Origin of the sequence: Streptomyces gardneri (assembly GCF_006539185.1) — a bacterium.
GTDB lineage: Bacteria > Actinomycetota > Actinomycetes > Streptomycetales > Streptomycetaceae > Streptomyces > Streptomyces gardneri.
Genome location: NZ_BJMN01000010.1, coordinates 252,443 through 275,932, shown reverse-complemented (window position 1 = coordinate 275,932; position 23,490 = coordinate 252,443). Strand labels below are relative to the sequence as shown.

The 23,490-nt window shown below is 72.4% G+C and carries 17 protein-coding genes; 2 read left to right on the top strand and 15 right to left on the bottom strand.

Features of this window, described 5'->3' with window-relative positions; translation table 11 throughout:
• The 14 genes from asnB to pgfA all read right to left on the bottom strand — a co-directional run bounded on the left by asnB (position 1) and on the right by pgfA (position 20,351).
• The gene (gene asnB, locus SGA01_RS07945) at positions 1 to 1,935 is read right to left on the bottom strand and encodes an asparagine synthase (glutamine-hydrolyzing) (protein WP_141294670.1); all 1,935 of its coding nucleotides are present in this window, start codon (positions 1,933 to 1,935) and stop codon (positions 1 to 3) included.
• Between the two features lie 3 nt (positions 1,936 to 1,938).
• Positions 1,939 to 3,492 (bottom strand): Wzz/FepE/Etk N-terminal domain-containing protein, encoded by a 1,554-nt coding sequence (locus tag SGA01_RS07940; protein ID WP_141294668.1) that lies wholly within the window; start codon positions 3,490 to 3,492, stop codon positions 1,939 to 1,941.
• The gene (locus SGA01_RS07935; protein WP_141294666.1) at positions 3,489 to 4,889 is read right to left on the bottom strand and encodes a Wzz/FepE/Etk N-terminal domain-containing protein; all 1,401 of its coding nucleotides are present in this window, start codon (positions 4,887 to 4,889) and stop codon (positions 3,489 to 3,491) included. Before SGA01_RS07935 ends, SGA01_RS07940 begins: the two co-directional genes overlap by 4 nt.
• Positions 4,886 to 6,133, bottom strand: a complete 1,248-nt coding sequence (locus SGA01_RS07930; RefSeq protein ID WP_141294664.1) for a glycosyltransferase family 4 protein — start codon at positions 6,131 to 6,133, stop codon at positions 4,886 to 4,888. The genes SGA01_RS07935 and SGA01_RS07930 overlap by 4 nt, the downstream gene beginning before the upstream one ends.
• A complete protein-coding gene (locus tag SGA01_RS07925; RefSeq protein ID WP_141294662.1) occupies positions 6,123 to 7,448 on the bottom strand; it encodes a nucleotide sugar dehydrogenase in 1,326 nt (441 codons plus the stop codon). Before SGA01_RS07925 ends, SGA01_RS07930 begins: the two co-directional genes overlap by 11 nt.
• A gap of 79 nt (positions 7,449 to 7,527) precedes the next feature.
• On the bottom strand, positions 7,528 to 9,006 hold the full coding sequence (locus SGA01_RS07920; RefSeq protein ID WP_141294661.1) for a sugar transferase: 1,479 nt from the start codon (positions 9,004 to 9,006) through the stop codon (positions 7,528 to 7,530).
• 576 nt (positions 9,007 to 9,582) lie between these two features.
• Positions 9,583 to 9,762, bottom strand: a complete 180-nt coding sequence (locus SGA01_RS07915) for a Trm112 family protein (RefSeq protein ID WP_141294659.1) — start codon at positions 9,760 to 9,762, stop codon at positions 9,583 to 9,585.
• Positions 9,752 to 10,663, bottom strand: a complete 912-nt coding sequence (locus tag SGA01_RS07910; RefSeq protein ID WP_141294657.1) for a DMT family transporter — start codon at positions 10,661 to 10,663, stop codon at positions 9,752 to 9,754. The genes SGA01_RS07915 and SGA01_RS07910 overlap by 11 nt, the downstream gene beginning before the upstream one ends.
• A 3-nt stretch (positions 10,664 to 10,666) precedes the next feature.
• Complete coding sequence (locus tag SGA01_RS07905) at positions 10,667 to 11,458, bottom strand: class I SAM-dependent methyltransferase (protein WP_141294655.1); 792 nt, start codon at positions 11,456 to 11,458, stop codon at positions 10,667 to 10,669.
• Complete coding sequence (locus SGA01_RS07900) at positions 11,455 to 12,879, bottom strand: condensation protein (protein WP_229918287.1); 1,425 nt, start codon at positions 12,877 to 12,879, stop codon at positions 11,455 to 11,457. The genes SGA01_RS07905 and SGA01_RS07900 overlap by 4 nt, the downstream gene beginning before the upstream one ends.
• A complete protein-coding gene (locus SGA01_RS07895; protein WP_141294653.1) occupies positions 12,876 to 17,147 on the bottom strand; it encodes an alpha-(1->3)-arabinofuranosyltransferase domain-containing protein in 4,272 nt (1,423 codons plus the stop codon). Before SGA01_RS07895 ends, SGA01_RS07900 begins: the two co-directional genes overlap by 4 nt.
• Positions 17,148 to 17,169: 22 nt before the next feature.
• The gene (locus SGA01_RS07890) at positions 17,170 to 17,847 is read right to left on the bottom strand and encodes a class I SAM-dependent methyltransferase (RefSeq protein WP_141294775.1); all 678 of its coding nucleotides are present in this window, start codon (positions 17,845 to 17,847) and stop codon (positions 17,170 to 17,172) included.
• A gap of 64 nt (positions 17,848 to 17,911) precedes the next feature.
• Positions 17,912 to 19,138: a glycosyltransferase family 4 protein gene (locus SGA01_RS07885; RefSeq protein WP_141294651.1), complete on the bottom strand. Its 1,227-nt coding sequence runs from the start codon at positions 19,136 to 19,138 to the stop codon at positions 17,912 to 17,914.
• Positions 19,139 to 19,394: 256 nt separating this feature from the next.
• Positions 19,395 to 20,351: a cell envelope lipid trafficking protein PgfA gene (pgfA, locus tag SGA01_RS07880; RefSeq protein WP_141294649.1), complete on the bottom strand. Its 957-nt coding sequence runs from the start codon at positions 20,349 to 20,351 to the stop codon at positions 19,395 to 19,397.
• Between the two features lie 230 nt (positions 20,352 to 20,581).
• On the opposite strand from pgfA, the gene SGA01_RS07875 reads away from it, so the two are divergent.
• Complete coding sequence (locus tag SGA01_RS07875; protein WP_055639668.1) at positions 20,582 to 20,764, top strand: hypothetical protein; 183 nt, start codon at positions 20,582 to 20,584, stop codon at positions 20,762 to 20,764.
• 87 nt (positions 20,765 to 20,851) lie between these two features.
• Positions 20,852 to 22,039 carry a PucR family transcriptional regulator gene (locus SGA01_RS07870; protein WP_174867226.1) on the top strand — a complete coding sequence of 396 codons (1,188 nt, stop codon included), beginning with the start codon at positions 20,852 to 20,854 and terminating at the stop codon, positions 22,037 to 22,039.
• A 7-nt stretch (positions 22,040 to 22,046) separates the two neighbouring features.
• Here SGA01_RS07870 and SGA01_RS07865 read toward each other — a convergent pair whose 3' ends face one another.
• Complete coding sequence (locus SGA01_RS07865) at positions 22,047 to 23,333, bottom strand: PucR family transcriptional regulator (protein ID WP_255325162.1); 1,287 nt, start codon at positions 23,331 to 23,333, stop codon at positions 22,047 to 22,049.
• Positions 23,334 to 23,490 lie beyond the last annotated feature (157 nt).

Here is a 23,490-nt window from a genome sequence, read left to right as displayed (position 1 = left end):
CTACGCGGTCAGGGAGGAGTTCTGGCCGGACCCGGAGGTCGCGCCGCGATACCAGTACTCGAGCGTCAGCACATGCCAGAGATGCTTGGAGAAGTCCCGTTGCCCGGCGGCGTCCTCGGCGACCATGCGCGCCAGCGCGTCGCGGCGCAGGAGCCCGGAGCGGACGAGCTCGCCCTCGTTCACCACCTCGCGCACCAGCGGTGCCAGATCCCGGCTCATCCAGGCGCGCAGCGGGGCGCTGAAGAGGCCCTTGGGCCGGTACACGATCTCCCGGGGCAGGACCGAGGCGGCCGCCTCCTTGAGGACGGCCTTGCCCTGCCGTCCGACGATCTTGCGGTCACCGGGCACGGCGAACGCCGCCTTGACCACCTCGACGTCCACGTACGGCACGCGCACCTCGGTCGACGCGGCCATGCTCGACCGGTCCGTGTACGCGAGGTTCAGGCCCGGCAGGAACATCCGCGCGTCGCCCAGGCACATGCGGTTGACGAAGTCGTCGAGGTCGTTGTCCTCGTAGACGTCCGCGTGCTCGGTCAGCACGTCATCGACGGTCCCGGCCAGGTCGGGATCGATCAGGTCGAGCAGCTCGCCCCGGTCGTACATGGTGTAGCTGCGCCGGAACGCGGTCTCCTCCGGCAGATCGGCGAAGGAGAGGAACCGCTTCGCGAAGCGCACCGACCGGTACCCTCGGCGGGCCGACGCGACCGGCAGCCGGTCCACGGCGCCGGCCAGGCCGCGCCGCAGCGGCCGGGGGACGCGCTGGTAGCGCAGCGCGATCACATTGGCCAGGTGCTTGCGGTAGCCGGCGAACAGCTCGTCGGCACCCATCCCCGAGAGCAGCACCTTGACCCCGGCCTCCCGGGCGGCCGAGCAGATCAGGAAGGTGTTGATCGCGGCGGGGTCGCCGATCGGCTCGTCCAGGTGGTACGTCATCCGGGGCAGCAGGTCGAGCACGTTCGGCGCGATCTCGATCTCGTGGAGGTTCACGCCGAACCGCTCGGCCACCTGCCGGGCGTAGCGCAGGTCGTCCGGCATCGCCTCGAACTTGGCGTCCTCCGCGCGGAACCCGATCGTGTAGGCGGAGATCCCGGGCCGCTCGCGGGCGGCCAGCGCGGTCAAGTAGCTGGAGTCGAGACCACCGGAGAGGAAGGTCGCCACGGGCGCGTCGGAGAGCAGGTGCCGCCGGGTCGAGTCCTCGACGATCGCGGCCAGGTCCGGGCGCTCGCCGGCCAGGGCCCGCTCCCGGCCCTCGTTCGCGACGTCCTTCAGGTTCCAGAACCGGCCGCGCTCCGTCCGCCCGTCGGGCCGGCACCGGAGCCAGCTGCCCGGGGGCAGCTTCTCCGCCTCGCGGAACGCGCACCGCGAGTCCGGCACCCAGTAGTAGAGGAGCGAGGCCACCAGCGCCGCGTGGTCCACCTCCAGCGATCCGCCGGTCACGGCGGCGAGCGCCTTCAGCTCGGAGGCGAAGACCAGACCCTCGCCGCGCCGGAGCAGGAACAGCGGCTTGATGCCGAGCTGGTCGCGGACGAGCACCAGCTCACCGGTCCGCTCGTCGAAGATCCCGAACGCGAACATGCCGCGCAGCCGGGGCAGACAGTCCGTGCCCCAGCGCCGCCAGGCCTCGAGGAGCACCTCGGTGTCGGACGTACCGCGGAAGCGCACCCCGTGCGCCGCCAGCTCGGCACGCAGGTCGGGCGCGTTGAACAGCTCGCCGTTGTACGTCAGGACGAGGCCGTCCGAGACCATCGGCTGGGCGCCGGTCTCGGTGAGGTCGACGACGGACAGCCGGCGGTGCCCGAGGTGCACTTCGCCGCCACCGACGGGGTGACCGTACCGGCCGGCCCCGTCCGGACCGCGGTGGGCGAGCGTGTCGGTGAGCCGGTCGGTCACGACCTTCCCGTCCGGCCATCGGTAGGTACCCGCGATGCCACACATGTGTTACTGCGCCTCCTGATCGCTGTCGGGGACCCGAGCCGCCCACATCGGCAGCCGCTCCGCCCGTTGTCCGCCCGCCCCCACTGCCTGAACGGCGTGGGAGGTACCCCCACCGTTCCGCCGGGCGAGCACCTCGTTCCTCCCGCGCAGTGCGGTGAACGGCCCGTCCCACAGGGTGCCGTCGGTCCGGTCACGCGGATCCGGGTCGATCAGCACCACACCGATCACCGGAATGTGCTGGTCCGCGAGCTGCCGCGCCACGGTGTGCAGCCACGCGGCGCTGCCGTGCCCGGCCCGTACGACGAGCACGGTCCGGGTGCCGAGGTACCGGAGGTCGGTCCACGCCGTGCCGGGCGCCACCGAGCCGACGCCGACCAGCCGTTCCTGACGGGGCACGGCCGCGGCGCGCTCGCCGCTGACCACGGTCGGGTCTCCCGGCTTCGGCCGCCGGTCGGCGAGCCGCCCGCCGGGCAGACCGTCGACGACGACCACCGGCCCGTCCGCAGCGAGCGCCCCGGCAAGGTCCAGCGCGATCGCGCCCGCGCTGCGCGCACAGCCCAGTTCCAGCAGCGACACCGCTTCCCCGGAGCCGCGCACGGTACGGGCCAGGGACGTGGTGAGCCGTTCGCGTGCCGCCCGGACTCGACGGCGCTGCCACGGCACGGCCGACCGGCGGGGCAGCTCCGCGACGACCGAGGCGCCGAGGTTCGCCGCGATCTCCCGGCGCAGCACGGGGCGGTCCGCCACCACCGCGCCGACCGCGGACACCGCGAGGCCGAGGACGAGCCCGAGAGCGAGCCCGATCGCGGCGTCGGTGGCGGCGGTCCTGGGCAGCGAGTGCCGCACCACGCGCGGGGCGTCCACGATCTGTGTGCCGGCGAGGAGTCGGGGCGTCCCCATGCGTGCCTCGGCGGCGCGCTGGTCGAAGTCGCTGATCCGCGAGGTGAGTTCGGCCCGGCGGGCGAAGAGCGACTCCCTGTCCGCCGAGGCCTTGGGTCCGCTCCCCGGCGATCCGTCCCCGATCGACCTGTTGACCTCGGCCAGTTCGTCCCGCATGCGGTCGCGCTGGTCGAGCAGGGCCTTGGACTCGGCGTCCGCGACTTCCCTTATCCGCCGCACATGGTCCGCGACGAACACGTCGGCCAGCGCCTTGGCGCGGGCCGTCGCCTCCGCGTCGGTGTCCCCCGTCACCTCGATCTGCAGCAGGTTGTTGGTCAGGCCGGCACCCGTGTAGTCCCGCATGAAGTCCTCGGGCTTCACCGGGGACCCGAGGGACCGCAGGGCCTCACCGGCGATCCGCGTGGTCTGCAGCAGCGCGACATCGGTGCGGATGAGCGTTCCGGGGTCGTTCGGCTGGTCCTCCTGATGCGCGACCAGCACCTTGGTCACCGCGGTCGGCGGCGGCGGCAGCAGCACCGCGACCGCGGTCCCGAGGAGCAGCCCGAGGAGCGCCAGGGAGTACCAGACGCGGCGCCGTCTGCGCACCGCCACCACCAGCGCGTGCAGGTCGAGGAGCGGAGCGGCGGCCGGCTGCTCCGCTGTCGTACGTGTCGTCACCCGGGTACTCCCGTCGCGTCGTCGGCCGTCGGGAGCGCCGGCGCGGCAGGCCGAGAACGGCCGGCGGTTCGCGTCGGACCGGCCAGGACCGTGCCGGCGAGCACGACGCCGACGACCTCGTGGCCGGAGTCCGCGCACGCCTCGGCGATGCCGGCGAGCTCCCCCGCCGTCCAGCTGCCCGCGCTGAGCACGACCAGGGCGCCGAACTCCTCGGCGCGGTCCGGCAGCATCGGCTGGGACACCGGGACCTCCACCACGCGCAGCGTGGGGTATCCCGTGCTCGATTCGCCGGGGGAGGGGTCGCTCGCGGCCTCGGCGGCGAGCCGCTCGGCGGCCAGCCGGGCGATCTCGTCGCCGTCCGGGACGACGACCAGCAGCCGGGAGGCCGGCAGCCGGTCCCGGAGGCGGGCGCACACCCGCCGGTAGCGGGTCTGCCGGCTCGCCTCGTCGCCGGACTTCCGGGGGGCCGGCAGGTCCCACCGGACGTCGACACCGAGCAGCCGGCGGGCCAGGGCCCGCGGGCCACGGCCCGCCGGCCGGTGCGCGGGCCGTCCGGCGGGTACGTCGACGGTGCCGAGGAGCGTCGAGCCCAGCGCCGCCGCGATCTCCGGCTCGGTGCGCAGCCGGCGGCTCATCCGTGCCGCGACGAGATGGCCCACGACCGCGACCAGAAGGAACAGCAGCGCCCCGCCGACGATGAGCTGCGTCCTCGTCGGCGGTGCCTCGCCGGCCGGCCGGGCCGCCGGACCCATGACGACCATGTCGGCCTTGACGGCCCTGTCGGAGGCCGGGTCGGCCTGGTCCAGCCTGTCGACGGCCTCCCGCAGCGCGGTGCGCAGCTTCTCGAGGTCGGTGCGGGTCTGCACGCTCTCCACGGTCCGCCCCGGATCGGCCGCGTCGGCCAGCTCCGTGATGCGGCGGTTCGTCTGTACCACCAACTGCCGCAGCGCCTCCTGCCGCGCCGCCGCGTCGGGGTCGGTGTCGCTGCCCAGGATCTGGGCGGCGAACGTGACGAACTCCTGGGCCACCCGGTCGGCGAGTCGCTGCGCCTGCTCCGGGGTGTCGGCCGTGCCCGAGACCGTGATGATGTTCCCGTCGGCGACCTCGGCGGTCACCCGCTCGCGCAGCTCGACGCCGCTGACTTTGGGCCGCCCCAGGGCGGCGGCCACCCGGTCGATGACCACCGAACTGGTCGCGATCTCCGCCTGGGTCCGCAGCTCGCGCTCCTCCCACGCCCCCGGCAGCAGTACCGACGCAGAGGTCGTGTAGCGCGGCGGAAGCAGCATGGAGGTGCCGTAGCCCACGAGCGCTCCCACCACGACGAGAAGGGTGAGAAGCCGCCGGCGCCGACGGACAATCCGCCCGATCGTGACCAGGCGTATCGTGTCATCGCTCAACGGTGCGGCCTCTTCCCCGCGCGGTCCGTGTCGCCCACCGACACCGCGGCGGTGTAGGCGGCGAGCAGCGATCGCTGGGAGTTCCGCCAGGAGAGAGCTCCGTTGATCCGCTCCTGGCCGATCTTGCCCATCCGGGCCCGCTCCTCCGGATCGTCGAGCAGCCGCGCGATGAGCCCGGCGAACTCGCCCTCGTCGTTCGCGGGGGCGTAGAGGGCGGCGTCACCGGCGGAGACGCGCGCCTCCCGGAGGTCGAACGAGACGATCGGCCGGCCCATCACCATGTATTCCAGGACCTTGTTCATGGTCGACACGTCGTTGAGCGGATTGCGCGGGTCGGGGGAGAGGCACACGTCCGCGGTGGACAGGTAGCGCGCCAGATCGGCGTCCGGTACGCGTCCGGTGAACTGCACCTGCTCCGAGAGCCCGAGCCGCCGGGACAGCTCCACCATCGCGTCGAAGGTGTCGCCACCGCCGACGAACACCGCGTGCCAGTCGCTCCGTCCGACCTCGTCGCGCAGCTTCGCGAGGGCACGCAGGGCGTAGTCGACGCCGTCCTGCGGGCCCATGACACCGAGGTAGCACAGCAGATGGGGCTTGCCGCGCTTCAGCTCCGGCTCCGGCGGTACGGGGTGGAAGCGGTCGGTGTCGGGCGCGCTGCGCACCACGAACACGTCCTCCGGCCGACGGCCGCCACGGCGCACCGCGACGTCCCGGTAGCTCTCGTTCGTGGCGAGCACGACGTCCGCGGCCCGGTAGGTCATCCGTTCCAGCGCGCACACGGCGCGGTAGAGCAGGTCCTCGCCGCGGTCGAAGCGGGAGAGGTACAGCTCGGGCACCAGGTCGTGCTGGTCGAAGACGAACCGCGCTCCCTGCCGCTTCAGCCACCGTGCCTGCAGGAACAGAAGGTCCGGCGGATTGCAGGCGTGGACCACGTCGACCGGGCCGATCCTGCGGGCCAGCCGGAAGGTGTGCCACAACGCCGATCCGTACTCCCGCAGATAGCCGGCCGGCCCTCCGGTGGCCGCGCGCAGCGGGTAGCGGTGGATCCGCACCCCGTCGATCACGGCCTCCGGCTCCGTGTCCCGCTTGCTTCCCTGCGGGCAGATGACGTGCACCTCCCAGCCCGCGTCGCGCAGCGTCGTGCACTCCTGCCACACCCGCCGGTCGAACGGCACCGACAGGTTCTCCACCAGGATCAGCGCGCGCCGGTCGGCCCGGTCGCCGCTGGTCGTCTCACCAAGCAAGGCCCACGTACCCAGGTTCGGCCCGGCGCGCGTCGGCGTCGGGAAGGTGGATGAGGTCGATGATCACCGGGCTGTCGCCATGGGGCAGCGCCGACAGCACGGCCGGATCCCTGGTGCCGACCAGGCACACCTCGGCGTGTGCGAGGACCTCGTCGACGGAGTCCGTGAGCAGCTGGCCGAGGTGCGGCAGCCGGGAGTCGATGTACTCGCGGTTCGCGCCGAGGAGCCGGGCGAGGTGCACGTTCGCGTCGTAGATCCGCAGGTCGTAGCCCTTGCCGAAGAGTCTCTCCGCCAGCTCGACGAGCGGGCTCTCGCGGAGGTCGTCGGTGCCGGGTTTGAAGGACAGCCCGAAGAGGCCCACCCGGCGCTTGCCGGTGCGCTCGACCAGGTCCACCGCCCGCTGGAGGTGGTCGGCGTTGGAGGGCAGCACATGGGCGAGGATCGGCACCGAGACGTCGGCCCGCTGCGCCGCGTGGACCAGGCTGCGCAGGTCCTTGGGCAGGCAGGAGCCGCCGAAGGCGAAGCCGGGCCGCAGATAGGCGGGGCTGATGTTCAGCTTGCTGTCGGCCAGGAACACGTCCATGACCTGGTGCGAGTCCACCCCGAGCGCCTGGCACACCGCGCCCAGCTCGTTGGCGAAGCCGATCTTGAGACCGTGGAACGCGTTGTCCGCGTACTTGATGGCCTCGGCCGTCGGGATCGGCACCCGGAACACCTCGCCGGGCAGGCCCTCGTACAGCGCTCGCACCACATCGCCGCTGGCCGGGTCGAGCTCGCCGATGACGGTCTTGGGCGGGTCGAAGAAGTCCCGCACGCTCGTGCCCTCGCGCAGGAACTCCGGGTTGACCGCGACCCCGACGTCCACCCCCGCCGTGCCGCCGACGTACTTCTCCAGGATCGGGAGCAGCAGGTTCAGGCACGTGCCCGGGAGCATGGTGCTGCGGAACACGACGGTGTGCCGGCCCCCCTCCTTGACCCCCTCGGCCAGCGCGGCGCCGATCTGCTCGGTGACCCGCTCCAAGTAGGTCGTGCAGAGGCTGCCGTTGGGCTCCGAGGGCGTACCCACGCAGATCAGGGACACGTCGCTGCCCATGATCGCCTCGCGTACGTCGTCGGTGGCCCGTAAGGCTCCGGTCCGCACGACCTCGGCGACGAGCTCGCCGATCCCCTCCTCCACGACCGGGGCCTTGCCGGCGTTGACCAGGTCGACCTTGACCCGGTTCACGTCGACCCCGATGACCTCGTGCCCCATGTCGGCCAGGCACGCCGCCGATACGCAGCCCACGTAGCCGAGCCCGAAAACGCTGATCCTCATGACCCGTTCCTCCCCCCAGGCAGGCACTCCCCGCCTGCGAACCGCACACCGGCCGTACGTCGCCGCAGCCCCCCGCGCATCAGTAGGCCCCCTGCCCGTGGAACACCGCGCGCAGCGTCTTCCACAAGATCACCGTGTCCAGGGCGAGCGACCAGTCCTCCACATAGCGCAGGTCCAGCCGGACCGCCTCCTCCCACGGCAGGTCGCTCCGCCCGCTGATCTGCCACAGGCCGGTGAGCCCCGGCTTGACCAGCAGCCTCCGCCGGATGTCCGGGCCGTACGCGGCGGACTCCTCCGGCAGCGGAGGCCGCGGACCGACGAGCGACATCGATCCGGTCAGTACGTTGAAGAGCTGCGGGAGCTCGTCGATCGAGTACCGGCGCAGCACCGCCCCCACCCGGGTCACCCGGGGATCCCGGCGGAGCTTGAACAGCGGACCGGCGCCTTCGTTGCTGCTCTCCAGCTCGGCACGTGCCCCGTGAGCCCCGGCGACCATGGTGCGGAACTTGAGAATGGTGAATTCACGGCCGTCCTTGCCGACCCTGCGCTGCCTGTAGACCGCCCCGCCCCGGCTCTCCACCGTCACGAGCATCCCGACGACCAGCATCAGCGGGGCGAGCAGCAGCAGCAGGAGCGCCGCGCCCAGCCGGTCGACGACTCCCTTGATCGCCCGGCGGCCCCCGGTGAAGGTGGGCATGCTGACCCGCAGCAGCGGGATCCCGAGCACCGCGTCGACGTGCAGCCGCGGGCCGGCCACCTCCATCAGCACGGGGGCGACGACCATCTCGGCGTCGCTGCCTTCGAGGTTCCACGCCAGCCGCTGGAGCCGGTGCGGTGACCAGTGCGGGTCCGGTGTGACCGCGAGGACGCGGTAGCCGTCGCGGCGGATGTGGTTGGCGACGTCCGTCAGCCGGCCGACGACCGGCACGCCGTCCAGATGGTCACCGTCGAGCCCGAGACCGTCCGTCGTGCACACCGCGTCCACCCGCCAGCCGAGATGCGGGTGCTTGCGGGTCCGGGTGATCAGGTCGTGCACGGTGTCCGGACTCCCGGCAGCGAGCACCGGTCGCAGGCACCGTCCCTCGTTCCGCTGTTTGTGCAGCCAGAGACGCAGGAGATAGCGCGTCGTCATGGTGATGATCGCGATCGCGGGGATCGCGACGAAGATCCAGAGTTTGATGTTGCGCGAGGTCAGGGCTATTCCGCCGAGCGCCAATACCACGGTCGCCATGAAAAGGGAGCGTCCGAGCCGGCGGAATTCCTCGGCACCCTGGCCGAGATGCGCCGGAGCCCATGCCCGGTTCACCGCGAGCGCACCCAGCACCAGCAACTGGGTGCCGAATGCAAGAATTCCCCACTTCTCGTGCCAGTTGGCCGCGTCCCGCGCCCCGAAGAATTCGCCGATCGACGCCACCACGAAGGCGGTGGCCACCGTATCGCTCATGATCACGGCACGGCGGTAGCGCTGCTCCCAGTCGGTCGCGGACCCGCTGATCGACCCGTTCGCCAGACGCTCGCGCGCTGACGGTAAAGGGCCGACTAGTCCCCCTTGCCGCACAGAACCCCCCAGGTCCCCAGTGGTACGACGTGTTCGCACAACAATCCACCGGGAGACACCGCCCCTCCCCGGAGCAGGACATCCCAGCTGTTTCGGCGTTACGTGAACAACCCACCCCGGCGGCAGCGGACCGGCTTGCCCCGCCAGGCTCTCGAGGTGCGCGGGAACCTGTCGAAACCCTGGGTGCTCCCCGCACCCAAGGCCCCTCTCGGGCCCCGAGAATCGATCATCTCCACATCTTGTGCGGGGATGGGACTGCTTTCCTTCTGAAGCGCCGGATCAATTGATCGTGAGTGGTCGACTCGTGTCCGAACTGCTGAAGCATGGTCAATCTAGAGCATCGGGGCCCGGTATGAAGAGGGAATGTGTGAAATTTGTGGCCAAACTTTGTGGCTGGATCCACAGATGGCCGATCAGCTACGGGCGCGTCAGCGTCACCTCGGGCTGCGTGGGGCCCTGGCCTGGGGTTCTCGACCCGGTCGGGTTCACCGAGTGGCGTGAACTCTTCGGTGTCGTCGGGCGTAGCGGATGTCGACATCGCCGAAGTTGCGGCCTGAACGGGTCGGGCCGCACCCGTCAGGGCCCCTCCGCGACGGCGACACCCGACGACGGAAGCAGCTGCGGAATGCCGTCGACGATCGGATAGTGGCGGCGCAGGCGGGGGTTGTAGAGAGCGCTCCGGGTCTCGTCGAGGATCAGCGGACCCTTGTCGAGCGGGCAGGCGAGGATCTTCAGCAGCGGGCTGTCAGGCTTCATGGCCGGTTCCTTCGGGATCGGGGGTGTTCGTGTCGTGTCGCGGAAGGGTGAGCAGGACCGTCACCGCGAGGACGGTGCCGCCGAGACGCAGTAACAGCCGCAACCAGTCGTCGGGCAGCGGCTCGGCGAACGCGATCGTGCCGCTCGCGATGGTGAACACACAGCTCACCGTGGAGCAGACGGGGACGATCAGCGACGCCCGGCAGCGCTGCAGGGCGGTCTGCGACAGCACCAGCCCGCTGACCCCTGTCAGCAGGAGGAGATACGGGTAGGGGGTGGCGAGCAGGGTCGGTGCGGAGTTCACCAGGTCCGAGGTGTCCAGATGGCCGGAGACGCCCTTGATGGCGAGCGAGCTGACGCCGTAGATCAGACCGACCGCGACCGCGTAGGCCACCCCGGTGGTCGGCTGCCGATGGCGCCGGCGGCCCCGCCGCTCCGCGGCGGCGTAGAGCCCAAGACCGGCCGCGAGGGTCGGCACGCACAGGGCCAGCAGGAGGCCGGTGGGCGCACTGCGGCTGACCTCCTCGGCGGTCCCGTACAGCGAGGACACCACCATCACCAGCGCCAGACCGATGACGGCGACCGCACGCCGCTCGCGGCCGGAGGGGCGCTCACCGAGCACCACCGAGGAGAGGATGAGGAGGAGGACGAGACCGGACAGGAACAGGCCCTGGGCGGCGGCGATCGGCAGGGTGCGGTAGACGGCCAGCTGCGCGGCGAAGCCCAGGCCCAGCGCCAGCGCCCCGCAGATCCACAGGGGTCTGCCGATCAGCAGGAGCAGGGCCCGGCCCGGTCGTGCGGCGCTCAGCGGCGGCATGCCGGCCAGCGCCCGCTTCTCCAGGACGAAGCCGGTGCTGTACAGGACGTTCGCCACCAGCGCGGCGGCCACCCCCCACACCACGGACTACACCTTTCTCGCGTGCACGAGCAGGATGGAGGCGAGGGACGGCAGCCCGCAGGCCAGGCGGTCGAGCGGGCGGAGCGGGCGCGGCACCCCGTGGAACGGCGCGCCGGCCACCTTGACGACCTCGAAGCCGGACGCCGCCACGAACTCGCGCAGCGCGCGCGCCGTGTACAGCCGCAGATGTCCCACGACCTCGCTGCCCGGCCTGCCGTGGATGCGGCGCAGACTCACCTCGGAGAACACCGGCTGGACTCCGGCCAGCAGCAGGGCGCGGTTGTACCAGGCGGCGAGGTTCGGCGTCGAGAGCATCAGGTGTCCGCCGGGTCGCAGCACCCGGCGCAGTTCGTCGAGGGCGCTGTCCGGGTCGACGAGATGCTCGACGACCTCGCTGAACAGCACGGCGTCGGCACTGTCCGAGGCGAACGGCAGCCCGTTCCCGGTCAGTTCGCCGCGGACGACGTGGCTCAGGCGCGGCGCCGCCCGGCGCAGCGCGTCCTGCGACCAGTCGATCCCCACGAGGCGGTGCCCGTCGAGTACGCGGGCGGCGGTCGCGCCCGCCGAGCCGTCCCCGCAGCCCACGTCGAGCACGGTGGCGGCCGGACGGCCGGGCCCCACGGGGCCGAGCGCGGCGGCCAGCATCCGGGCCTGGCGCAGCGTCCGGGCTTCGCCGGAGGCGACGGGGACGGCGGGGTTCTCGTAGAAGTCCCGCAGCCCGGGCACCGGCCGGTCCGGCGAGGTCTCCGCCGGGGACGGCGTCCCGGTCTCGGTCGAGCCGGTGGCTGAGAAGGTCATGACGCCCCCTTGTGGTTGTTCTGGGTGATGCGGGCTCCATCGGCTGTCGGGTCCGCGGCCGCCAGCGACTCCTCGAACAGGCCCGCCAGGTCCGCGCCCGCCGCGTCCCCGAGCAGCGCCCGTGACCAGCGCAGCGTCACGTGCAGGCGACCGCCGGTGGAGGCCGCCGCCACGCTCAGCCCGCGCGGCATCCGCGCCGGTGCGGAGAACCACACGGCCGTCGCCCGGCCGGCGTCGCCGAAGTCCAGCGCGTACGGCACGCGTCCGATGTTGGTGACCAGCGCCGTCGAGGTCCACGGCGCCGCCGCCCACCGTGCGCCACGGGTGAGCACGCCCCGGATGCCGACCGGCAGGAGCGGCGCGGTCAGCAGGTCGGCCCCGGCACCCATGGGGGCGCCGTGGACCGACGTCAGCGCGCGGGTGCGCCCGGCGGTGGTGCGCAGCAGACGGGCCACGGCTGCCGGGTCCGGCCGCTCGCCGAGCAGGAGTTCCGCGTCGCGAGGGTCGTCGGCGGCCATGGCCACCTCGACGAGCCGTGTTCCGTTGCCCATCGGCATCTCCGTGCCGCGCGGGCGGTCGTCGACGGGCATCGTGAGCTGTACCGGACCGGCCGGCCGGCCGTGCGCGACGTTCCAGCGGCCCACCGTCAGTGCCGTGGCGACCAGCAGTTGGTCGTTGACGGTCCAGAGCGGGAGGCCTCCGGCCCTGGCCGCACGCCGTGGAACGGGCAGGTCCAGTTGGAGCATGCCGTTGCCCGCGGCGCGGGCGCGTACCGGCGCGGGGCGGGCGTCCGGCGCGACCCGCACGGGCCGCGTGCGTACCGTGCGGCCGGTCCCGCCCGTGGTCGGCCCCGAGGCGTCGGGCCGGACCCGCCCCGGGACCGGGAGGGCCGCCTCGCCGCCGTACTGCTCGGCGGTCGTGGCGAGCACCCGCAGCCCCGAGGGCGCGTCGAGAGCCGTGTGATGCATCGTCAGCAGCAGGACGGTCCCGGTCCCCGTAGCGGTCCCGGTCTCGTCCAGCTCGACGGCCTCCAGGCGCATCGGCGGCGACAGCGTGAGCGGCGGGCAGGCGTCCAGGGCGCGGGCGCGGGCCCGCGCCAGGGCGTCGGGGCCGCGACCCGCGAAGCTCACCGGTTCGCTGTCCGGCTCGCCCGTCAGCTCCCACGCGAAGGACCGCCGGTGCCGCCGGCCTGGCACTTCTCGCATCAGCGCCCGGGGATGTGTCTGCAGCGCCTGCCGGAAGGCGGCCCGCAGCCGTGCCAGGTCCACCCGACCGGGCAGGTGGACCTCGATGTGCACGCTCTCCGGTTCGTCGTCGCTGAGGCAGTGCCGCGAGACCTCGTCGACGGTCGGAAAGGGAATCAGGGCCCCGCCGGGAGGGGTTGAGGTACCCCTCCCGGCGGCTGCCCGCTGACCGATCACGCGGGGTCGCCGTCGTCCGGCCGCCGACGGGGCTGCTCGGGCAGGTACCAGTCGTCGGCGCTGCCCGGCCCGGTCGAGACCACCCGTCCGACGCCCGGCGCCTCGGACCCCTCGGGGTCCTCCTGCGAGGCGGCCGCATCGGACCCCGGCCTCACCGCCGTCACCAGCGCGGCGGACACGGCCACCAGTGCCAGCACCTGCGCGAGGCCGCTGAACGCGCCCGCCCCGGCGGCGACCGGCTCGCCGGCGCCGACGGCCGCGACGAGACCGGCTCCGGCCATCGCCGCCGCCGCGGTCGGTACGAGCACGGCCGGCCGGAACCGGGCCGCCACGGCGAGCACGGGAACGATCAGGGCCAGCGGCCCCGCCGCCACCGCGACGACCGCGGTCAGCGCCAGCGTTCCGAGGAGCATCCCCGGCGCCGCCGGCTCGGGCAGTTCCTCGCCGGTGCCATCGTCGCCGGCACGCCGGCGGCCGACGAAGGCCAGGGCGATCAGGGCGACGAGCGCGAACGCACCGCCGATCAGGGCTGCCCGGTACGTACCGGAGGGCTCGAACTCCATGGTCACCGTGCCGGATGCACCGGCCGGGACCACCCAGGCCTGCTGCCAGCCGTCGAGCCGTACCGACTCCAGCTCCTTGCCGGCCAGGGTGGCCTTCCAGCCGTCGTTGGCGTTCTCGTAGGTCCGCAGGTAGACGGCCTCGCCGGAGCCCGCCGACACCGAGACGGTCCGGCTGTCGTCGGTCCACCGGGTGACGGTGGCCTCGCGGCCCGCCGCTCCGGACCGTGCCGCCGGAGCACCGTGGGTCAGCGTGACGTCGGTGATCGCCAGCGGGCCCGCGTCACTCGCCTCCACCTCGTGGTCGCCCGAGGGAAGGTCGAGAGTGCCGTCCTTCTCCTCGCCCGCGCAGAGGGTGACGGTGACGGGTCGCCGCTCGGTGAGGTCCCGGACGAACCCGGAGGCCTTCGTCTTGTGCAGGACGCCGCCCACGGCGAGATCCGGGCCCTCACCGCAGGCCAGGGAGAAGCGCGCGTCGGCCTTCGGCCGCGGCACCCGCAGCTCGGCCAGCGCGGGAACGTGCACCTCGCTCAGTCCGACCGGCAGCTGCACCTGCGCGTTCGCCACCGGGTTGTGGATGGTGAGCGGGGCCACCCTGCTGACGGTGATGTCGAGCCGGTCCGTCTCGATCGCGGGGAAGCGGACGCGCCCGTTCTCGTCCACGTCGGCCACCGCCGCACCGTGCGGGGAGCTGATCATCACCTGCTCGGGCCGGGTGGACACCCCGCCCGCCGGAGCGAGGATGATCTCGTCGATCTTCTTCATCCCGGGCCAGTTCAGGTGGACGACCGGCCGGTCGCCCGCGATCCAGGAGGTCGTGAGGTCACCGTCGACCAGGTTGCGGGCGCCGAGCGACGTGCCGTTGACACTGACGGAGTCCACGGACGCCGTCACCCGGTTCTTCGACCCGGGGGCCGCACGGTCGAGCAGCTTGTCCAAGGGGCCCCCGGGCACGGCGACGGCACGCGCCGACACCTGGTACTCGCCCGGTTCCCCGGTGCTGAACCGGCGGTGCAGTCCCACTTCGGCCGACGAGGGCGAAAGGCCACCCGCGTCGGTACCCCGGTGCAGGGAGTACACGGTCGCCGCCGCGTCGGTGCGCTTCGCGTCGGCGGGCAGCGTCAGCAGGCGCGTCACCTGCACGTCCGGGATCGACACCTCGGAGAATCCGGCCCCGGAGAGGCCCGGAGTCGCCTGCTGCGCGGAGAGGACGGTGATCTTCATCCAGGAGGCCTGGCCGGCGGGGGCCTTGACGGTCTGCGGCAGGCCGTTGGTCTGCAGCGGGCTGTCGGCCGAACCGAGGTCGGTCTCGATCCGCACCTGCGTGGGCGCCGCGCGCATGGCGTCGCTCGGCAGGGGGGTCAGCTGGATGGACTCCGGAATGTCGGTCGGCCCGGAGAAGGCCACCCGGAGCCACTGACCGACCGGCTCACCCTGGCTGCCCTCGGCCCACGCCGTGTCCGGGTTGCCGTCGAAGGCGTTCACCGGGTCGTACTGCGGCAGGTGGAACAGCCAGTTGCCGCTGCTGGAGGCCGTCACGGACTCGGCGCCGCGCAGCACCGCCGTCGTCTGGTGCTCGACGCCCTCCGACGGAAGGATCTGCTTGGGCCGCTCGCCCGGGTTCTGCAGGCTGCCGGAGTGATTGCGCTCGTCCGCGGTGTACGTGTACGAGGTGTTGTTGTTGACGAGCCCGAAGCGGGTGTCGGCCCGGCGCAGCCCGTCCGCGACCGCCTTGACCGGCGCGACGACGCCCTTGGGCAGCTTGTCCCCGGCCAGTACGGCCGGCCGTCCCGTGATCGAGGGGTCGGCGGACAGCTGGAGCAGCGACTCGGGTCCGCCGCTGACCACGGCCGTGTCGGCCACGGCCGAGACACCGACCCGGTCGGGCCGCCCGGCATCCTCCTGCGGCTGGTAGATCTCCACGGCCTGGAGCCGCGGATACAGCCCCTGCACCTGGAGCGGGGTGTCGGCGGCGATGCGCCCGCCGGTCACCAGCGGGCCGAAGCCGGTCACCTTGCGGTAGCCGGACGACTCCAGGGTCCGCTTCACCGTCTGCGGCGGGACGTAGCCGATCTGGTCGGGGTCGAGGTCGTTGCGGACGACCACCTCGTGCATACCCGCCCGTGTCAGGTACGCCTGAAGACCCGGCACCTCCGTGCCCGACAGCAGCGCCTGCTCGACGGCGTCCGTCATGCGCCGTGCTCCGGGAGTGCCGAAGGGGACGAAGTCACGCTGCGCCCAGGCGGTCTCGGCCAGCACGTCGAAAGGCTGGTCGATGGGGGAGCCCCAGGTGTAGATGCCGTGCGCCGTCGCGGGCACGACCAGTGCCCGGCTGTTGCGGGCGTTGTCCTTGAGCCAGCCGGCGGCCTTCTCCCAGTGGGTGGGCAGCTTGGTGAACGCCCCCGGCTGCAGGATCGAGCCGTTGACGTACGGAAGCGCCAGACCGGGCAGGACGAGCACCGCCGCGGTCGCGGGCACCCAGCGGCGACCGCGCAGCGCGCGGGACCCCCTGCTCTCGGACAGCACGGCCGTGAGATGGGCCAGTCCGAGGGCGAGCGCGAGGGCCAGTCCCGGCTGGAACTTGTAGATGTTGCGGAACGGCTTCAGCGTCCCGTTCAACCAGTCCTGGACGGCGCCGTGGAACGGACCGCCGAAGGCGCCGCCGTACCCGGCGAGGACGATCAGGACGACGGACAGGACGGTCAGCAGCAGCCAGCGGCGCTCCGGCAGGTCCCGCCGGGCCAGGCCCGCGAGACCCAGCGCCGCGGCGAACGCCGAACCGAGAACGGTGACGACGGAGGTCGCGACGGTCCAGCCCGCCGGCAGCCACGGCTCGCCGAAGTTCAGATACGCCACCCAGTTGCCGGCTCCGCGCAGCAGCTCGGTCGCGGACATGGTGGCGGTGGTGGTGTCGGCCTGCTCGACGTACGGCATGAAGTTCTCGCCGTGCATGCCCAGCAGGAGCAGCGGCACCACCCACCACACGGTGGCCAGCACGACGCCCGGTATCCACCAGCCCAGCAGGGCGCGCCGACGCGGGCCGGCCGGGCGGCTGAGCAGGTAGAGGCCCACGGGCAGCAGCGCGGCCAGTGTCGACGCGGCGTTCACGCCCCCCATGAAGGGGATGAGCAGGGCCGAACGCGCGGCGGCCGTCCGGGGGCTCAGCGTCGCGGAGGTCAGCGGGAGCAGCACCCAGGGCAGCAGGGCACCGGGGAGCGCGGCGGCGGAGGTCGACCCGACGACGATCGTGAAGGTGGGCCAGAGCGCGTAGACGACCGCACCGATGACCCGCGTCGCGGGCGTGCCCACGCGCAGACGCTCGGCGAGCCTGAGCGCTCCCCAGAACGCGGCGGTCACGATCAGCGACAGCCAGAGCCGTTCCGCCAGCCAGACCGGCAGCTGCAGCAGGTCCGCGAGCGCGTAGTAGGGCAGCGCCGGGAAGGCGTAACCGACGTACTGGTTGGCGATGCCGCCGAGACCCACGTTGCCGTTCCACAGCGAACCGAGGTCGCCGATGAAGCGCCAGGGGTCGAGGGCGACCCCCAGTTTGGTCTCGAACGTCATCTTCCCCGGTGACACCGCGAGGAACGCCAGCAGTACGACGGCCCAGAAGCCGAACAGCAGGCGTCGTCCACGCGGCTCGCCCGACGCCGACGGCGTCGGGCCGGGCTGCGGCACCCAGGTGGGTGTCTGGACCGTAGTGGTCATGACCGTTCCTCGCTTCGCATGCTCATGGGCTTCGCCTGAGAATCAGCAGCAGATTCCAGGTGGCGATCTCGCGGAGACCCGGGACCCGGGTGATCGTGCTCGCGAGGAACGGCCAGTAACGTGACCGCGCTGTGACGACCTGGACGTCGTCGCGGCCGCGGACGTGCCGAAGGGTGGGGCCGATGTGGACGGGGAAGAGGTTCTCGCCGATCGTGTGCTTCGCCGCGCGGCCGGTGCGCCGTTCGTAGCGTCGACGGGCCCGGTCGGCACCGAGGTAGTGCCACGGCGCGGTCTCGTGACCACCCCACGGGGAGAGCCAGTTGGTGAACGACAGGTAGATCAGCCCACCGGGGCGGGTGACCCGCGCCATCTCGCTGATGAACGTCTGCGGGTCCGACACGTGCTCCAGGACGTTGGACGAGAAGCACACGTCCGCCGCCCCGTCGGCGAGCGGCAGCAGATAGCCGTCGGCGAGCACCGCGTCCTCGCCGACCGGGCCGCGGGCGCCGAGCTCCCGCGGGTCGGGCTCGAAGAGGTAGCACTCCGCGCCGCGGCGGCGGAACTCCTCGGTGAAGTGGCCGCTGCCTCCGCCGACGTCGACGACGATCTTGCCGGGCAGGTCCACATGACGTGCCACCTGGGCGACCGAGTCACGGGCCAGCAGGGTGTAGCACCGGGCGGGATCGTTCTGTTCGCGCATGAACGCCCGGAAGAGGGCGGTCGAGCGCTTCAACGACGGGTCCTTGAAGGCGCGTTCGGTGATCTCAGGCACGGCCGCTCCTGCCGCCTCCGCGGGCGGCGGCCCGCGCCGTGGCCTCGGCGGCGACCGCTTGGAACTGGCGGACCGTCGCGCTCCAGCGGAAGCGCTTGGCGCGCTGCGCCGCGGCACGGCCCATGGCCGCGCGCCGTTCGGTACTGAGGGACAGGGCGCACCACGCGGCGGCGAACGAACTCTCGCCCCGGGCGAGCACCCCGGTCTCCCCGTCCTCGACGGAGTCGCACAGGCCGGGTATGTCGAAACCGATCGCCGGGGTGCCCCGGGCGGCCGCCTCGGTGACGACCAGCCCCCACCCCTCGACGAGGGAGGGGTGCAGGAGAAGCCACGCCTCGCACATCAGGCGGTGCTTCTCGGCGTCCGAGACCCGGCCGGCGAACGTCACGCCGGGACCGGCCATGGCCTCAAGACGCTCCCGTTCGGGACCGTCGCCGACGATGACGAGTCGGCCTCCGGTGACAGGGCGGACCCGTTCCCACAGTCTGAGGAGCAGGTCGATCCGCTTGTACTCGACGAGCCGGCCGACGGCCAGGAACAGCGGTTCCTTCGCCTCGGGCAGCAGCGGGCCGGGTTCTTCGACACCGTTGTTGACGATCCGGATGCGGTCCGCTGCGACGCCGATGCCGCGCAGCTCGGCGGCGGTCGACTCGGAGACGGCCACCATCAGGTTGTCGCGGTGGGTGCCGGCCAGAGCCCAGTGCTCAAGCCGGCGGCCAAGGCGTGCCGCCGGGCCTGGGTACCGCATCTGCCAGAGATCCGTGTGTACGTGGTTGACCAGGCACAACGTCGGTCCGCGGTGCCACAGCGGTGCCAGGTACGGCATGCCGTTGCACACCTCGACCAGGAGGTCGCAGTCGCCGACCTCGCGGGCGAAGGTCGCCTTGGCGCGCAGGAAGTGCCCCGCGTCACCTCCCGCGGACACCACCCGGTAGTCGCGCACCGCGGGCGGGCCGCCGCATACGAGGGTGACGTCATGGCCGTCGGCGGTCAGTCCGTCGGCGATCCGGTCGATGAGCAGTTCCGAGCCGCCGGCGGCCTGGTTGGCCAGGTCGCGGCGGGCGAGGAAGGTGATCCGGTGGGGCAGGGGCGCCCCGGAGGACGCGAGGTGCGGGTCCGCGGTGAGCGGGTCGGCGACGTGGCCGCCGGTACGGGTGTGAGCGGGGACGGAGAGGGGGTCCTTCTGGCCGGGGGCCAGGGCGGACGCGCGCTGGGGCATAGAGGTGCTCCAACTCGGCGGCTGCGGGAGGCAGGCGGGTGAGGGTCTTGCCGGGCTTCCGGGGATGAAGCGCTGGGCTGGCTCGGTGCTGCGGGTGCTCAGGGTGTGGTGGGTACATCAAGGTCTCCTGGGGTGGGAGACCCGTCCACAGGAAGCACTGACGCCTTACTAAGCGGTAACGTCAGTGTTCGTTCAAGCTTTCGTTCCAGCTACTCACGCTGCTGATAAATTCGGTCGGTTTCGCAGCGGCGTTTGCTCACTCTTCTGAGTGTTGCGGCCGTCGGCCGCCCCGCAGCGTCAGCCCCGCGCCGACGATGATCAGCAGACCGCCCAGGATTCCGCCGCCCACCGGCGCGGTCTGGCCGAGGAGCTTCAGACGGCTGCTGTCGGCCTCCGCCAGCTTCACCTGCTCACGCCGGGTCGCCTCGGTGAACTGCAGCTTCTCGCTGGCCAGCAGGGTGACGGCGTCCTTCTGCGAACCCGGGGCGCGCAGCGTCTTCGTCGGCGCGATCAGCGCGTTCATGATCCGGCCCGTTCGCGGGTCCACGGTCAGCTCGATCCGCGCGTTGGCGTACCACTCCTCGGCCGCCACCTGGCCCGGCTGCGAACTGCCGACCAGTACGGCGGGCACCAGACGGGTGCCGGTCGCGGTGGCCTCGACGGAGCCGACGAAGCGGTAGCCCTGGTGTCCGTCGACCCTGGTGACCTGGTCGAACTTCAGCGGCACGGTGGCGCCCAGGCTGCTGTCCCACCAGGCGTAGGTGCGCTTCTCGACGTCGAACGGGAACTTCAGGTAGGCCTCGCCCTCGAACCCGGGCTTCTCCTCGCAGCAGTGCACGGGGAGGTTCGTCCTGCGGTCGGTCACCCAGCGTTCGGTGGTCCACTGCAGGGACTTCCGCGGGTCGGCCAGCGGCAGCGTCTTCGGCGTGTCGATCTGGGTCGACACGTCCCAGATCGCGTGTCCGCTGCGCTCGCTGCCGGCGACGTCCCCCACCACCCGGCGGGTGATCGTTATCTTCTGGTCGTCCACCGTGGAGACGCTCCCGGTGTCGAAATAGCTGCCCTGACCTTCGAAGACCGTCGTGGAGATCGTGTCGGTGGGCGTCCGTTTGGCGCGCGGCTCCACGTACCAGGCGAGCAGTTGGGTGAGCACCAGCAGGAAGACACCGGTACCCAGCAGAATCAGCGGAAAGGGCGAGATTGAGCGACGCATGCGGGTACTCCGATACGGACGCGATACGTGGGAGGTCGGGGCCGCGCGGAAAGGGCCGCGCGGATCACAGCCGGCCGGGGCGTTGGACGTCTTACCCGGGAGTAACTGCTGTGCACGGCGAAATTAGGTGGCGCTTGACCACCTGTCAATGTGCCTCGCATACTGACCGCGCCGGACCGGGCCGGCGCGCTGGGTGACAGACCTCATCGACTGAGAGGCCGATCATCCTCATGTCCAGACTGCTCGCCGCCTTCCTGACCTGCGTCGCCGCCACCGTGCTGGCCGCCGGCGCCGCCTTCGGGATCGTCACCGCTCTCGAAGCCACACCCGAGCAGCAGAACGTGCCGCTCGTCACATTCCCCGACCCGCCCGCCCAGGGGCCTTCCACCGCCTCGGGCTCGGGCGCGGGCTAGTTTGTGCCTGTCAGGCCGACTGACCGAGCTCATGTGGACAGGACCTCCAGGAGCGGTGCTTTGCAAGCCTCGTCAGCGTGGCACGACGTGCCGAAGGAACGGATCAAGCTGTTCGCCGACCGCGCCCTGGAGGAGGTCCCCGAGCTGGCGCAGGACATCCTCGCCGAGATCCGGAGGGAGCATCCCGGGCTCGTGCTGATCCCCGACGAGTCCGGCGAGCCGAAGGCGCTGGTCGCCATCCGGCACGCCCTGGAGCTCTTCGTGGAGCAGATGACCACGGGCTCGGACCGGCCGCGGGCCCTGCCCGAGCTGTTCCAGGACTTCGGGCGCGGCGAGGTCTCGCAGGGGCGCAGCCTGGACTCCCTGCAGGAGATCTACCGGCTGGGCGTGCGCCTTTCCTGGCGGCGCATGGCGGAGGTCGGCCAGCAGGTCGACATCCCGCCGTCCGCCATGTACGAGCTCGCCGAGTCGGCGTTCGAGTACCTCGACGTGATGGTCGCCCAGTCGGTACGCGGCTACGCCGAGGCCGTCGCCCGCCAGGCCGGGGAGCGGCTGCGTCTGCAACGGCTCCTCGTCGATCTCCTGCTCTCCGAGCACCGCGCCGACCCGTCCGCCCTGCTCGCCGACCGTGCCGCCCACCTGGGCTGGCAGCTGCCGGAGAAGGTGGCGGTGGCGGTGCTGCTCCGTCCTGCCGAGGAGGCCGTCGCCCCTGCCGTGGGCGACGAGGTGCTGCTCGACATGGAGGGCGAGCGGCCGCGTCTGGTCGTACCGGACGTGGATGCCCCCGGACGCGCGGAGTTGCTGCACCGGGCGGTCGCCGGATGGTCCGGTGCGATCGGCCCGTCGGTGCCCGTGGCCGAGGCCGCCACGTCGCTGCGCTGGGCCGAGACCGCCGTCCGGATGATCGAGCAGGGTGTCCTGCCGCGCGGACGGCTCCTGCACTGCGCCGAGCACACCGAAGCCCTGGTGCTGCTGCCCGCGGGCGAGTTGATCGACGATCTGGCGCAGCGGCGGCTGGCAGTGCTCGACGAGACCGGCGGCCCGGCGCACGCCCACCGCCTGGCCGAGACACTGCTGGCCTGGCTGGAGACGCGGGGTGGTGCCCCGGAGGTGGCCGCCCGGCTCGGAGTCCACCCGCAGACCGTGCGCTACCGGCTGCGTCAGCTCCGTGAGTTGTGGGGCGACGACCTGGACGACCCGGACCGCCGCTTCGAACTGGAGCTGGTGCTCCGTGTCCGACGGCTGCGCGGAGATCTCGTCCCGCCGCCCGAATGACGCACCGTCAGCCGAGTTCGGGCTCGCTCTGCCGTACGGCGTCGTGGGCGGCCAGCGCGGCGCGCAGGGTCAGTTGGTCGGCGCCCCGGGCGGCGTCCAGGCCGGTGAGTTTCGTGGCGCTGCGCAGGCGGTAGTCCACCGTGTTGGGGTGGACCTGGAGGCGGGCGGCGGCCTGGCGCCGGTCGATGCCGCAGGCGAGGAACGTGCGCAGCGTGTCGAGCAGTTCCGGGCGCTCCGCCAGCGGGCCGAGCAGGGCGGCGAGCGCCTTGCTGGCCGGGCTCGGGCGGCTCAACTGGTACTCCAGCAGCACGTCGTCGAGCAGATACAGTCCCGGGCCGCGGCCGGACGCCTTCGCCACCTGCCGTACCTCGCCCACGAGTCGGGCCGCGTCCGCGACGCCGTCCGGTGCGGCGGCCGCCGCGGCCACCAGCAGTTCGGCGCCGCACATCCGGCTGAGCTCCTCGACCAGTCGGGTGAGCCGATCCCGGTCCGCGCGGCCCAGGTCGGCGGCCGGTGTCTCGTCCGGGACGAGCGCCAGACCGCCGTCGCCGGACAGCACCGACAGCGGGACGCCCGGCGTCCGGCGCTGCAGTTCGTTGCGCAGCCGCCGGAGTTTGCGGCGTCCGGCCACGGCGTGGTTCACCTCGGGCCGCAGCTCGTCCGGGTGCGGTCCCATGGCGATGCTGAGGACCAGGTAGCGGGGCGGCAGCCGGATGCCGGCGCGGTCGGCCGCGGCCCGCGGGTCGCCGCCCTCGAGCAGTCGGGACAGCAACGACTGCCGGGCGACCTGCTCGTCGCCGAGCGCCGCCTGCCGCTCCTGCACGTACCCGGCGGCGACCGCGCAGCTCACCAGCCGCAGATAGCCCAGCAGTTGGCGCTGGACCAGCAGCACATCGCGCAGGTCCTCCGGCTCGGCGGCCGACAGCACCTGGGCCACGCACGCCTCCGCGCCGAAGTGGTAGGCGCCGACGACAGCCTCCAGCGGGATGCCCTCGTCGGCGCGTCGGGCCGAGGACTCGCGGATGGTCGCCAACTCCGCCTCTTCCGGCGGCTCTCCGGTGCGCAGCACCTCGATGAAGGTCCGGATGCCGCGGTTCACCGCCTGGGTGGTCTCGCCGCGAAGCTGCTCCGACGGGAGCGCTCCGTACGAGGGGAGCTGCTCGACGAGCCGGGCCATCACCGCGGGCGCCAGGTTCGGCGCGGCGTCCAGGAGCCGCTTGTGCACCGGGATGCCGCCCAACTGCGGTGCGGGGCCGGGTTCCGCGGCGTTGGACGCGGTCACAATCCACCTCACGAATCTCTGTGCTACGCCCCGGGGGCAGCGCGCCGTACCGCCGCCATGATGGTTTCCGGGATATTACCTACCAGTTGGTAACACGCCTTCCGGCGCACCGCCAGACGTGTGCGGACCGCGACCGACTGCCCATCGTGAAGTCGCTCCACGAACCGGG

Coding starts and splice junctions, on each gene's coding strand:
- asnB (WP_141294670.1), bottom strand. CDS start 1,935: ATGTGTGGCATCGCGGGTACCTACCGATGGCCGGACGGGAAGGTCGTG.
- SGA01_RS07925 (WP_141294662.1), bottom strand. CDS start 7,448: ATGAGGATCAGCGTTTTCGGGCTCGGCTACGTGGGCTGCGTATCGGCG.
- SGA01_RS07915 (WP_141294659.1), bottom strand. CDS start 9,762: ATGAAGCCTGACAGCCCGCTGCTGAAGATCCTCGCCTGCCCGCTCGAC.
- SGA01_RS07905 (WP_141294655.1), bottom strand. CDS start 11,458: ATGACCTTCTCAGCCACCGGCTCGACCGAGACCGGGACGCCGTCCCCG.
- SGA01_RS07895 (WP_141294653.1), bottom strand. CDS start 17,147: ATGACCACTACGGTCCAGACACCCACCTGGGTGCCGCAGCCCGGCCCG.
- SGA01_RS07890 (WP_141294775.1), bottom strand. CDS start 17,847: ATGCGCGAACAGAACGATCCCGCCCGGTGCTACACCCTGCTGGCCCGT.
- SGA01_RS07885 (WP_141294651.1), bottom strand. CDS start 19,138: ATGCCCCAGCGCGCGTCCGCCCTGGCCCCCGGCCAGAAGGACCCCCTC.
- pgfA (WP_141294649.1), bottom strand. CDS start 20,351: ATGCGTCGCTCAATCTCGCCCTTTCCGCTGATTCTGCTGGGTACCGGT.
- SGA01_RS07875 (WP_055639668.1), top strand. CDS start 20,582: ATGTCCAGACTGCTCGCCGCCTTCCTGACCTGCGTCGCCGCCACCGTG.